General features: G+C 55.5%; 11 protein-coding genes. 4 read left to right on the top strand and 7 right to left on the bottom strand.

Annotated elements, in window-relative coordinates; all coding sequences use genetic code 11:
• Window positions 1-29 precede the first annotated feature (29 nt).
• Complete coding sequence (gene gcvA / locus INT32_RS02320) at window positions 30-917, bottom strand: transcriptional regulator GcvA (RefSeq protein ID WP_193087097.1); 888 nt, start codon at window positions 915-917, stop codon at window positions 30-32.
• Window positions 918-1,076: 159 nt separating this feature from the next.
• Between gcvA and INT32_RS02315 the strand changes: the two genes are divergently transcribed.
• Together INT32_RS02315 and INT32_RS02310 are read left to right on the top strand one after the other, a co-directional pair.
• Window positions 1,077-2,483 (top strand): amidase, encoded by a 1,407-nt coding sequence (locus INT32_RS02315; protein WP_193087096.1) that lies wholly within the window; start codon window positions 1,077-1,079, stop codon window positions 2,481-2,483.
• A gap of 1 nt (window position 2,484) precedes the next feature.
• Window positions 2,485-3,726 carry an MFS transporter gene (locus INT32_RS02310; RefSeq protein WP_193087095.1) on the top strand — a complete coding sequence of 414 codons (1,242 nt, stop codon included), beginning with the start codon at window positions 2,485-2,487 and terminating at the stop codon, window positions 3,724-3,726.
• 172 nt (window positions 3,727-3,898) lie between these two features.
• On the opposite strand, the gene INT32_RS02305 is transcribed toward INT32_RS02310, so the two are convergent.
• The gene (locus INT32_RS02305; RefSeq protein ID WP_193087094.1) at window positions 3,899-4,282 is read right to left on the bottom strand and encodes a DUF423 domain-containing protein; all 384 of its coding nucleotides are present in this window, start codon (window positions 4,280-4,282) and stop codon (window positions 3,899-3,901) included.
• Window positions 4,283-4,419: 137 nt separating this feature from the next.
• On the opposite strand from INT32_RS02305, the gene INT32_RS02300 reads away from it, so the two are divergent.
• Complete coding sequence (locus INT32_RS02300; RefSeq protein WP_193087093.1) at window positions 4,420-6,207, top strand: aminopeptidase P family protein; 1,788 nt, start codon at window positions 4,420-4,422, stop codon at window positions 6,205-6,207.
• A 168-nt stretch (window positions 6,208-6,375) separates the two neighbouring features.
• Here the strand turns inward: INT32_RS02300 and INT32_RS02295 are convergent, their stop codons facing one another.
• Window positions 6,376-7,464: a YeiH family protein gene (locus tag INT32_RS02295; protein WP_193087092.1), complete on the bottom strand. Its 1,089-nt coding sequence runs from the start codon at window positions 7,462-7,464 to the stop codon at window positions 6,376-6,378.
• 105 nt (window positions 7,465-7,569) lie between these two features.
• On the opposite strand from INT32_RS02295, the gene INT32_RS02290 reads away from it, so the two are divergent.
• Window positions 7,570-8,469, top strand: coding sequence for a LysR substrate-binding domain-containing protein (locus INT32_RS02290; protein ID WP_193087091.1), 900 nt, complete (start codon window positions 7,570-7,572; stop codon window positions 8,467-8,469).
• A gap of 88 nt (window positions 8,470-8,557) precedes the next feature.
• Here the strand turns inward: INT32_RS02290 and rpmG are convergent, their stop codons facing one another.
• The 4 genes from rpmG to INT32_RS02270 all read right to left on the bottom strand — a co-directional run bounded on the left by rpmG (window position 8,558) and on the right by INT32_RS02270 (window position 11,924).
• Window positions 8,558-8,725, bottom strand: coding sequence for a 50S ribosomal protein L33 (gene rpmG, locus INT32_RS02285; RefSeq protein ID WP_100696024.1), 168 nt, complete (start codon window positions 8,723-8,725; stop codon window positions 8,558-8,560).
• Between the two features lie 36 nt (window positions 8,726-8,761).
• Complete coding sequence (rpmB, locus tag INT32_RS02280) at window positions 8,762-8,998, bottom strand: 50S ribosomal protein L28 (protein ID WP_128394439.1); 237 nt, start codon at window positions 8,996-8,998, stop codon at window positions 8,762-8,764.
• A gap of 306 nt (window positions 8,999-9,304) precedes the next feature.
• A complete protein-coding gene (locus INT32_RS02275; RefSeq protein WP_226816379.1) occupies window positions 9,305-10,543 on the bottom strand; it encodes a Bcr/CflA family multidrug efflux MFS transporter in 1,239 nt (412 codons plus the stop codon).
• Window positions 10,527-11,924, bottom strand: coding sequence for an MATE family efflux transporter (locus INT32_RS02270; protein ID WP_193087090.1), 1,398 nt, complete (start codon window positions 11,922-11,924; stop codon window positions 10,527-10,529). Before INT32_RS02270 ends, INT32_RS02275 begins: the two co-directional genes overlap by 17 nt.
• Window positions 11,925-11,926: the final 2 nt, after the last annotated feature.

Below are 11,926 nucleotides of genomic sequence, written 5' to 3'. Positions count from 1 at the left end.
GCTTTTTTTATGCAAACCTGATCATCAGGTTAAGTTAACGCTTCACCCAGAATCCAGTCCCTGAATGCAGCTATTTTAGGATTGTCGTCATGCATTTGCGGATAGACCAGATAATAGGCAAACGTTTCCATATGCGTCGGCCTTGCCAACTGGACAAGCCGGCCCTGTTCAACGTCAGGCGCTACCATCGCGGCAGGAAGCAAGCCGGCTCCGTGACCTGCGATAACTGCGTTGAGCAGCAGGCCTGTATTGTCAACCGCGGTGCCTCGTGCCGGCTCGATATGTTCAACCCCTTGGACCTGAAACCACAGACGCCAGCCCTGACGATCGGCGTCGTTTATCTTGGGCCATGCCAGCAGGTCGGCGGCCGACGCTGGCATATCGAGCCGTGCCACCAAGGACGGAGCGGCAACCGGCACCATTTGGACCGAGACAAGATGGTGGCTTCGTAAGCCAGGGTATCGTCCGACACCGTGGCGCACCGCGATATCAACATTGTCATGGGAAAAATCCACAAGTGCGTTGCCAGTGAGCACCTGAAGATCGATATCGGGGTGAGCCTGGCCAAATGAATTGAGTCGTGGAATCAACCAGGCCGAGGCAAAAAACGGCGTAACGCTCAACGTCAGGATGCCGGCGCTTGCGGACATGGTGGCGTGTCTTGATGCTTCGGCAATCTGACGAAAAGCATTGCGGATGACCGGCAGATAGTCTTGTCCGGCCTGGGTCAGTAGAATGCGCCGGTTCATCCGCTTAAAAAGCTTTACGCCCAGATGTTCTTCCAGCAGCTTGATCATTTGACTGACCGCGCCCGATGTGACGCACAGCTCTTCGGCTGCAATCTTTACCGACAGATGGCGCGCAGCACATTCGAACGCACGCAGGGCATTCAAGGGTGGAAGTTGGCGATAATTCATTTTAGATTATCTAAAGTAAATTGATAAATAATATGGTTTGTTTGTGGCGGCAACTAACGAGTATATTAGCAATAAATAGCATCGACAGATGATTGTCCTGGCATGTTTTTTTATATTTAAAAACTAAACTACTTTTTAATATCTCCTTGGGGAAGTGAATTGACCGCCAAAACGACCGCTGTGCATTATTTAGGACTAGAGCAAACTGCAACGCTCATCCGCAACCGGGAGGTCTGTTCGCGAGAAGTAACGCAATTGCTGTTGGACCGCATTGCCCGGCTCGACGGCCAGTTATGCAGCTATGCGCTGGTCATGGCGGAGACTGCCCTGGAGCAGGCAGCGGCGGCCGACGCAGAGATTTCGGCAGGACATGTTCGCGGGCCGCTGCATGGGGTGCCGATCGTAGTTAAGGACCTTTGCCAGATTCAGGGCTTTCCTACGGGGGCGGGGATGAAGGCCGGCATGTATCCGGTGGCTGCCGAAGACGCGACGGTGGTGCAGCGTTTGAAAGAAGCCGGCGCGGTTCTGCTGGGTAAATCGCAACTGACTGAAGGCGCGTATTCGGACCATCATCCATCGATCACGCCACCGCGAAACCCGTGGAATGCCCGTTATTGGCCCGGCATTTCCTCCAGCGGCTCCGGTGTGGCAATAGCGGCCGGCCTGGGATACGGCTCACTCGCATCAGACACCGGCGGCTCTATTCGCTGGCCCGCTGCGGCTAACGGCGTGACTGGCCTGAAACCAACCTGGGGCCGGGTCAGTCGTCACGGCGTGATTGAATTGGCAGCTTCGCTGGACCACGTAGGGACGATGGCGCGCAGCGCGGTGGATGCCGGTATATTGCTTGGAGTGATTGCCGGTAGCGATCCCAAGGACCCAACGGCCCTGCTCGCGCCGGTGCCCGATTATCTTGTCGCTACCGGCGGCGACCTGCGCGGCCTGCGCCTTGGTGTTGATAGTGCCTGGAACAGAGAGGGCGTCGACGCCGTTACTCAGTCTGCGCTTGCCGAGGCAACCCAGATATTTGCAGAACTGGGCGCACACATTATCCCAATCCGCTTTCCTGATGTCGCGCAGATTGTTGCTGACTGGGTGCCCAATTGTGCGATCGAGGCCGCCGTTGCGCACAAAGCAATGTACTCGGCACGCAAGCAAGCGTATGGCAGTATTCTGGCCTCGGTCATTGAAGCCGGGCTTGCACTGTCGGCATCAGAGTATCAGCAAATCTTGCTCAGGCGGATGGCATTTCGTGGCCGTGTCACGCATCTGTTTGACTCGATCGATGTACTTCTGACGCCAGTCCAACCGTTCGCACCCTTGACGCTTGCCCAGATCAACGCTCTGGGCGAACAACCCGGCCTGGTCGCGATGCTACAGCGCTACACCTGTCCGTTCGATATGTCCGGTCATCCGACGCTGACCATGCCTGCGGGTTTTACGCAGTCGGGCATGCCGATAGGCATTCAGCTGGTTGCCGGACATCTGGAGGAAACCATTCTGGTTCGTGCTGCTGCGGCGTTTCAAAGCATCACAGACTGGCATCATCGACATCCGGTGGCATAAGATGAATCAGAAAACGATGAAATGTCAGTGGTTTTACGGCTGGGTGGTTGTCGCTGCTGCGTTTGCAGTCACCCTTGTTGGTTTTGGCAGCGCCTATACGTTCAGTGCATTTGTGCCGTCATTACAGCATGATTTTGGTGCGTCCCGTGGCGCTGTCTCACTTGTCTTTTCGCTGGCCGGGTTTCTCTACTTTACCCTGGGTGTTGTCAGTGGACCGCTCGCAGACCGCTGGGGCGCACGCAGCCTGGCCATACTTGGCATGTTGTTGGTGGGTGCAGGGCTGGCGCTGGCCAGCGTTGCGCGCACCATTGTCGAGGTTTATCTGGCGTATGGGCTGGGTATCGGTCTGGGTGTCGGATGCGCTTATGTGCCAGTCATCGGCGCCGTGCAGCGCTGGTTTCTGAAGCGTCGCGGTTTTGCTTCAGGCATTGCGGTCAGTGGTATTGGCGTGGGGACACTGGTGATGCCGCCGCTTGCATCCTGGCTGATCGATATTCTGGGATGGCGCGGCGCTTATTTGGTGCTTGCCGCGATCGTCACTTCGATAGGCATCGGGATGGCGTGTTTCATTGTCAATGATCCTCGCAGCAAGGGAACCGGACCCGATGGGGCGGCACTGACAAGCGGTCATCCCGTGGCCATTGTCGCTGGCGTTTCGGCAGGGCAGGCGATACGGTCGCGGCAATTCATTGGACTATATTTCGCATGCCTGATCTGTTCATTTGGTGTATTCGTCCCGTTTGTTCACCTGGTCCCATATGCCCTGGATCATGGTATTGATCATTCTGCCGCTGTATTGCTTCTTGGCGCTATTGGGGTTGGCAGCACGCTCGGCCGGTTCTTTCTGGCCGGTCTTGCGGATCGGATCGGTCGACAGGTTTTTCTTCTGATGATGTTTGCAGGCATGGCATTGGCGCTTGCGATCTGGGCTATTGCGACAAGCTTTTGGTCGCTTGCCGCTTTCGCATTGATATTCGGTATCTTTTACGGGGGATGGGTGGCAATATTGCCTGCGGTTGTCATGGATCACTTTGGCGGACGTCATGTGGGCAGCATTATCGGCATTCTTTATACCAGCGTTGCGATTGGCACGCTCATTGGTCCTGCTGCGGCCGGCTTTATCTTCGATGCAAGCAACAGCTATACCGTACCTATTTTGACCAGCACCATCGCCAATCTTGTCGCAACCGGCATTGCTGCATTGGCTTTAAGAAGCCCGGCGCACAGGGTCGTGCCTGGTTAATTCCGGCAGAACGGGCCGCATCTGGTAACGGCCGCACCAGACAATCAGAACTGTTGGTCGCGGCTGTGCTGGCTGGTGGCGGGCTACGCCTGATACGGCCCGGACATGATCATATTCGGGCCCATGGTGCTGACCCGATCAGCCGCTTGGTCCCTGATATAAGCCAGGACGGTTATTTGCTGTCTGTTTTGCCAGCCGATAACGCCAGGCATAGCCAACCTGCCAGAAAACACAGGCCGCCAATCGGGGTGATGGCGCCCAGCCATTTCACATTGCTCAATACCAGAATATACAGACTGCCGCTGAATATCAAAATACCCGCTGCAAATAGGCGGCTGGTCCAGCGCAGCGCATGCCGGTTCACATGAGCAGCCAGGCCCACCAGCATCAACAGTGCCAGCGTATGGATGAGTTGGTAGAGCACGGCGGTGTGCCAGATGGGCAGCAGCATCGGATCCACGTGGTTTTTCAGGCCATGGGCACCGAAAGCACCGGCGGCCACGCCGATAAAACCGCTGATGGCGGCGCCACGAATCAAAGCAGAGAAGGTAGTCATAGGGCAACGTGTTGGAATGTATCTGGGCCGACCGCATGTTTTTTTTGCGGTGATGGTGTATTGTAAATGTTTGCGCACCACTGTGATGCCTGTTGCGGTGATGCATAGATGATTGTTTCCCGGAGTTTCTGTTTACTATGTCAACCGCTTCTGAACGCCTGCAGCAATTGCGTATCGCGATGGCCGCCCAGCATATTGATGCCTACCTTATTCTGTCGGCAGATCCCCACCAGTCGGAATATCTTCCGGAGTACTGGCAGGGACGACGCTGGCTCAGCGGCTTCACCGGTTCTGTCGGCACCATCGTTGTCACCAGCGATTTTGCCGGGCTCTGGGTGGACTCCCGCTATTGGGAGCAGGCGGAAAAACAGCTATGCGATAGTGGCATGACGCTGATGAAACAGGGCCAGGCTGATGTGCCCAGTGTCAATGCGTGGTTGGAGGCGCGCCTTGCAAACAGGCAGGTTGTTGGCGTGGACTGTCATGTGCTCAGCCTGAAAGCGGCGCAGGAATTGCGTCAGGCACTGACACGCAGCGACAGCATATTGAAAACCGATAGCGATTTGCTGGCGGCAATCTGGCCTGACAGGCCGGGCTTGCCGGCAGCACCTGTTGTTGAACATAGTGCGCCCTTTGCCACACGCAGCCGCCAGCAGAATTTGCAGGCGGTGCGCCAGGCCATGGCCCAGGCCGGCGCGCAATGGCATTTGATCAGCGCGCTGGATGATATAGCCTGGGTATTGAATCTGCGTGGTTCCGACGTTTCCTACAACCCAGTCTTCCTGTCGCATTTGTTGATCGGACCAGACAGTGCTGTTCTTTTCGTCGACAAGACAAAAATGGAACCCGAACTGATCGCCCGACTCGCAGCCGATGGCGTCACTGTAGAAGGGTATGAGGATATTCAAGGCGCATTAACGGCACTACCTCACGAGGCACTACTGGTTGATCCGGCCCGTACAACGGTGGGGCTGCTTGCCCATGCCCGTTCGGTATCATTGATCGAAAAACTCAATCCCTCGCAACGCTTCAAGTCCGTTAAAAATCAGGCCGAAATTGCGAACGTCAGGCAGGCCATGGAACAGGATGGCGCGGCACTGTGTGAATTTTTCGCCTGGTTCGAGGCGGCCATGGAAAACGGCGAGCCAGTGACCGAGTTGACGATTGATGAACAGATCACCGCGGCCCGTGCTCGCCAGCCTCATTTTGTGTCGCCCAGCTTTTCCACCATCGCCGGTTTCAATGCCAACGGCGCCATGCCGCATTACATGGCAACGCCCGAGTCGTATTCCGTCATTGAAGGCGATGGCCTGTTGTTGATCGATTCAGGCGGGCAGTACCTGAACGGGACCACCGATATCACGCGGGTGGTGCCCGTCGGTAATATTGGCGCTCATCATCGCCGCGATTTTACGCTGGTGCTCAAGGGTATGATCGGGCTGGCAGCAGCCGTTTTTCCGGAAGACTATCCTGCTCCTTTGCTCGATACGCTGGCGCGTGCACCTTTGTGGGCCCAGTTGCTGGATTTCGGTCACGGGACCGGGCATGGGGTCGGGTATTTTCTGAATGTGCATGAAGGCCCGCAAATGATTTCGCATCGCGCCTACCGTTTTCCTGACACCGAGATGAAAGCTGGCATGATTACTTCGGATGAACCCGGCCTGTATCGTCCGGGTCAGTGGGGTATTCGTATTGAAAACCTGATCTGTGCAGTGCCGGCGGGACAGTCAGAATTTGGTAATTATCTTAAGTTTGAAGCGCTGACGCTATGCCCGATCGATACACGTTGCATTGAAAGGCCGTTGCTGAGCGAGCAGGAACTGTCTTGGTTGAATGCCTATCATGAAGAGGTGTATCGCCGGCTTGCGCCGCGGGTATCAGGCGCCGCACTTGCGTGGCTGCAGGCCAGAACCGCAGCGATCTGATTGCCGGCCAGCGGCAAGACAAAACAAGCCTGCTGTTGTGGCCTGACACAGTGTATGTTTATCCCTTGCGTTTACCCGTTGCCAATTAGATGCTGTTCAAAAAGACAGGACCGCCTCCGATAAAACAGGGGCGGTCCTTTTTGCAGACTCAGGCAGATGGCTGCGTGTCTACATCTGACCCATGGCATATTGCACAATCAGGCTACTGACCGATACAGCCATCCATACCAGAAAACCCAACAGGATAGGGCGCGGGCCGGTCGCAAATATTTTGCGCATATCGGCAGACAACCCCACTGCGACCAGTGCGACTACGATCAGGAACTTCGCGGCGACATTGATCCAGTCAAGCATGATTTCGGGCACAATACCGGTGCTGCGCGTCAGCGAGGCGAGCAAAAACCAGACGATGAACCATGGAAATATTTTTGCCAGGCTGACAGACTGATTGCCCTGCCGGCGATTGCGCATACCGACCAGAACGACCAGAAACAAACAGATCGGAATAATGAGCGTGGCGCGGGTCAGTTTGACGATCGTGGCAAAATCACCAGCTGCATGACTATAGGCGTAACCGGCAGCCACCACAGAAGAGGTATCGTTAATGGCGGTGCCCGCCCACATGCCAAACCCGTAGTCGCTCAACCCCAGCATATGTCCCAAAGCCGGGAAGGTGAGTACCGCGACAACATTGAACAGAAAAATGGTGGAGATGGCGAAAGCCGTATCATGCTCCGAGGGCTTGAGAATAGGGGTGACTGCAGCAATGGCCGACCCGCCGCAAATGGCAGTACCTACGCCGATCAGTGTCGTCAGATCAGACGGGGTGCGCAATAGGCGCCCCAGCACCCAGGCGCTCCCAAACGCCACCGTTACGGTCACCAGCGTGACCGCCAGCGATTCTCCGCCTGTAGCCATGATCTGCGTAAAACTCAGGCCGAAACCAAGCAGGATAATAGAGATTTGCAGAATTTTCTTGGAAGAAAAACTGATCCCAGGCTGCAACGTGGCATGCAGGCCGAATGCGCTTCGGTACACTATCCCAAGCAGGATACCGAAAACCGGTCCGCCGATAATGGGCAAGGCACGTCCGGCAAACTCGGCCACCAAGGCAATTGCTACCGATAAAAACAGCCCTGGCCAAAGGGAGTTTTTGCGAGGCCGGGCTGCGCTGCTGCCTTTGGCTGGATGCGGAATGCTCGCATCAGGTGTGACAGTCGCTGACAAAGCGTGGGAGGACGTGGCCGTGAGTGTCATAATATATTAAATATCCATTAGCTTATTACTGATAGGTATCAATCATAGGCTTGGATATGGTATAAGTAAAGTTACAATAGTTTATAAGTAGAATAAGGAAAACTGATGGCTTCATTCAGTCCGAAACAGCTTGATGTTTTTATCAGCATCGCACGCCTGGGCAGTGTCAAGGCTGCCGCCGATTCTTTGCATCTGACTCAGCCAGCTGCCAGCATGGCGCTGGCTGAACTGGAAAAGCAGTTGAGTGGTCCATTGTTTGATCGTGATAAAGGCAGGCTGTACTTGAATGAAAAGGGCAGACGACTGTTGCCCCTGGCGCAGGAAATCATTGAAAGAATGATTGAGTTTCGCCAGCGCGCCGATGACCAGGCAGACGTCCTGACAGGAGAGTTTCGGATTGGCGCCAGCAACACCGTTGGCAATTACCGGGTCGGTGATCTGTTAAGCGGTTTTGTGCTCAATAATGACAGGGTGACGGTTTATCTGAATGTTGCTAACACAGATGAAATTGTTCGGCAGATCGTCGACCACAGCATAGATGTGGCCTGTGTTGAGGGCGCGGTGCATCACGAAGCGATCGAGTCGGTGCATTGGATGGACGATTCGCTCTGCGTATGTACGCGGCCGGATCACCCGCTGGCGGCAATCGCCAATCTGCAGCCGGCAGATTTTATTGATGCACGCTGGATTTTGCGTGAGCGCGGATCAGCCACGCGGCTGGTCAGTGATGTGGAGCTGGATAAATTGCCGCAAGCCAAGGTGGTGATGGAACTGGGTCAGATCGAGGCCATCAAGCAGGCGGTGATTGCCGGACTGGGTATTGCATTTTTACCGCAAGTGGCGGTGACCCATGCAGTCAGTTCCGGCAGGCTGGCATTGCTTCATACGCCGTTTTTGAACTTGACGCGACAGCTGTCGATTATTTATCATCGATCGCGCTATCAGGGCAGACTGATGCGCAGCTTTCTGGATTCGGTCAGATCTTCGGTCCGGCCCGAGCAGTAAAATGGTCCGCACAAAAAAAGCCCCGCGTTTGCGCTGCTTTTGTTAAAAAGCAGGCGGCCGCGGGGCCTGGTGTTGGGTAACCAGCAGATTACTTCAGTTTTGTTTCTTTGTAATCTACGTGTTTGCGCACAACAGGATCAAATTTTTTGATCAGCATTTTTTCTGGAGTGTTGCGTTTGTTTTTGGTCGTTGTGTAAAAGTGACCAGTACCAGCTGTGGATTCCAGCTTGATTTTTTCGCGAATGCCTTTTGCCATGATGGGCTCCTGGAGTTAATCGTTAGTAGGAATGAATTAAACGCTTTGGCCGTTGGCGCGCATTTCAGCAAGAATGACATCAATGCCTTTCTTGTCGATTGTGCGCAGGGCGTTTGTAGAAACGCGCAGACGAACCCAGCGATTTTCGCTTTCAACCCAGAAACGACGGCTCTGCAGGTTAGGCAGGAAACGGCGTTTTGTTCTATTGTTTGCGTGTGAAACATTATTACCGGACATTGGGCGTTTGCCGGTGACTTGGCATACTTTTGCCATGATCGTGACCTCGTTAAGTTTGAAGACCTGATTTTTGGCCCAGGCCAGCCTTCTGTGGGGGTTTCTGGCTGTAGAATTAGACCCTGCAGGCAGAAACTGAAAAAATATTACCCTGGAAACGTCTTGCCACAAGACTCGACATTCATGTTTTTGATGCTCATGTCGATGTCCGGCGTTTTGCTAACGGCGTTTAGTCAAGGTTAGCCATAGATTATAAGACGAAAAGTGAAATAAATTCAAGCATTTATTGCCTAACCGTGGGATTTCTGCCTACGCCAGGCGCCGGTTTTGCACCTGCGGTGCGGGTCAGCCACCAAAATAGCGATCTGCCGGCTTGGCCAGGACTTTTCCACACAGTAGAGCAAGCAGCGTACAAATGGCCAAACCGACGAAAAGCGGCACGGGAGAGTCGGCCAGGCTGCTGCTGACGATGCTGCTGCTAAGGGTGCCGAACAGAAACTGCAGGCAGCCCATTAGCGCAGAGGCAACACCCAATCGATGTCCCTGGTCCCTGAGTGCCAATGCCGTTGCGTTGGGCAAAATAAAGCCCAGGCTGGTGGTAAAGCCCAGCAACGTGAGTGTGAGCAGTGTGAGGTTGAGCATGCCGGCCAGGGCCAGCCCAAGACCAATAAGAATGCTGAGGCACCCGCAGGTGAGGGCGGTGCGCAAAATGCCCAGGGGCGAGTGAACGCGCAGCAGGCGGGCGCCGATCTGGGAGCCGACAATCAGACCGAATGCATTCAGGCCAAAAAACAGACCGAAGTGCTGTTGCGGCACGCCATACATATTAATAAAAACCGTGGGCGAGACCGAAATATAGGCAAACAGGCCCGACATGCCGATGCCGCCGGCCAGCGAAAAGCCCATGTAATTGCGATCGCGCAGCAGGCTGGCATAGTTTTTTGCGATGGTGCGCAAATGCAGCGGCACTGCCTTCTCCGGTGGCATGGTTTCCCTTAGTCGGAAAATCGCCAGAAAGAACATGATGGCGCTATAGAACAACATCACGGCAAACAGGCCGCGCCAGCCAGTGACCGGCGACAGGTAGCCGCCCATCAGCGGCGCAAGGATGGGCGCAACGCCCATGATCAGCATCATCATGGACATGGCCATAGCTGAATCCCGGGTGTTGAGCTGATCGCGAATGACGGCGCGTGGAATCACCATGGCAGCAGCAGCGCCGCAGGCCTGGATGCAGCGGAAAAACAGCAGATATTCGACGCTGCTGGCCAGCGCGCAGCCTATGGTGGCCAGCATGTAAATCATCAGGCCGCCCAGTAACGGTTTTTTTCGCCCGTAGCGGTCGGCGATCGGGCCATAAAACAACTGTGATAACGCCAATCCAAGCAGATACGTGGACACCGTCAGCTCGACCCGGTGTTGCGGGACCTGCAAATCGGCCGATATTGCCGGGAAAGACGGCAGATACATATCAATGGTGAGCGGGCCGATGGCGGTCATCAGACCCAATAGCCACAACCAGAGGGGTACTTTTTTATCGATTGATTTTGACTTTGTGCTGTGCATGCTATCGTTTTTGGACATTGACTGACTTCCAGTACCAAATGGCAAGTGTGATGGCGCAGAGCAGCATGCTAAAACTGCACATGATCCAGAGTGAAGCTACGCCTGGCGGGGCGCCTGGTGTGAGTACGGCGGCAAGGCCGTCCAGCAGGCGGTAGCCCGGGCCGAAGCCGAAATACCAGCCGCCCAGAAGGCCAATGCCAAAGAGTGATCCGGTCTGGATCACAAATGGCATGGTCGCTATTTTGTGCGCCCGCAATATATAGGAGAGCATGCATTGTAACGCATCGCTGGTATGCAACAGGGGAAGTATGGATAGCAATGCGTAGGCCATCGCAGCGATTGCCGGATCGGACGTGTATATCTGGATGATCTGCGGCCTGGCCGCCATCACCACCAGCAGACTCAGGGCGACGCCGGCCAGACCCAGCCCGATGCCGATGCGTGCCAGACGCCTGGCCTGCTCGGGCTGCCGTGCTCCGAGGGATTGCGCAACCAGCGATGAGGTAGCAATGCCGATGGCCAGGGGAAACATATACAGCAATGAAACCAGATTGGCCAGGATCTGATGCCCCCCGGAGACAAAGGTGCCCTCGCGTGCAGCCAGTAAGGCCATAAAGGTAAAGGAACTGACTTCAGCCAGATAAGAGCCGCCCATAGGCAGACCCAGTTGCAGAATTTCTTTTTGCGCTGGCCAGGCAGGCTTGCCTAGCCTGAGCTGAAACTGTGTGTAGAACGGCTCGCGCGCAATAGCCACGATGCCTGCCGTTAGCGCGAGCCAGGACACAATGGCGGTAGCGGTGGCGGCGCCGGCGCTACCCAGGGCGGGAAAGCCGCCATATCCGAAAATAAGCAGCCAGTTAAAGAGCAGTTTGACCAGTACGGAAGCCAGGCTTACATACATAAGCAGGCGCGGGCGCTGTACTGCAGTGGCAAGGGCATAGACGCAGCGGAACATCAATGCAGCCGGCAGCGCAATGCAGCAAATGCGCAGGTAAACAGCCACTTCCTGCCGAACCTGCAAGGGTAAATCGCCCGAGAAACTGAGCCATATATCAGGAAACAGGAGCAGGGCGCCGCCCAGCGTGGATAGAAACAGCGAAAGCCAGATCCCCTGGCCAATGAAGCGGCCGATTTCGGCATGCCGCTGGGCGCCGAACAGTTGCGCGCAAATGGGTACCAGCGCATGAACGACACCCATCAGCCCGATATGGATCGTCATGAAGATCGACACCGAGAGCGCCATGGCCTGCAGCGATACCGGATTGGTATGCCCAAGCATTGTGCTGTCCAGGACGGCGAAGGCGATCCCCGCCCATTGGCTGATCAGCATCGGCCAGGCCAGGCGCACAATCTTGCGCACGGGCCCATGCCCGGCCGTCAGGGTGGGGCGCAATGACATGG

Origin of the sequence: Advenella sp. FME57 (assembly GCF_014897675.1) — a bacterium.
Lineage (GTDB): Bacteria > Pseudomonadota > Gammaproteobacteria > Burkholderiales > Burkholderiaceae_B > Advenella.
The sequence above is the reverse complement of the archived record's forward strand: the minus strand, read 5'-3'. Positions and strand labels throughout refer to the sequence as shown.

What these genes read in the sequence shown, in the direction of transcription:
- INT32_RS02305 (WP_193087094.1), bottom strand. Translation starts at nt 4,282, where the DNA reads ATGACTACCTTCTCTGCTTTGATTCGTGGCGCCGCCATCAGCGGTTTT.
- gcvA (WP_193087097.1), bottom strand. Translation starts at nt 917, where the DNA reads ATGAATTATCGCCAACTTCCACCCTTGAATGCCCTGCGTGCGTTCGAA.
- INT32_RS02290 (WP_193087091.1), top strand. Translation starts at nt 7,570, where the DNA reads ATGGCTTCATTCAGTCCGAAACAGCTTGATGTTTTTATCAGCATCGCA.
- INT32_RS02275 (WP_226816379.1), bottom strand. Translation starts at nt 10,543, where the DNA reads ATGTCCAAAAACGATAGCATGCACAGCACAAAGTCAAAATCAATCGAT.
- INT32_RS02270 (WP_193087090.1), bottom strand. Translation starts at nt 11,924, where the DNA reads ATGTCATTGCGCCCCACCCTGACGGCCGGGCATGGGCCCGTGCGCAAG.
- INT32_RS02295 (WP_193087092.1), bottom strand. Translation starts at nt 7,464, where the DNA reads ATGACACTCACGGCCACGTCCTCCCACGCTTTGTCAGCGACTGTCACA.
- rpmG (WP_100696024.1), bottom strand. Translation starts at nt 8,725, where the DNA reads ATGGCAAAAGGCATTCGCGAAAAAATCAAGCTGGAATCCACAGCTGGT.
- INT32_RS02300 (WP_193087093.1), top strand. Translation starts at nt 4,420, where the DNA reads ATGTCAACCGCTTCTGAACGCCTGCAGCAATTGCGTATCGCGATGGCC.
- INT32_RS02310 (WP_193087095.1), top strand. Translation starts at nt 2,485, where the DNA reads ATGAATCAGAAAACGATGAAATGTCAGTGGTTTTACGGCTGGGTGGTT.
- rpmB (WP_128394439.1), bottom strand. Translation starts at nt 8,998, where the DNA reads ATGGCAAAAGTATGCCAAGTCACCGGCAAACGCCCAATGTCCGGTAAT.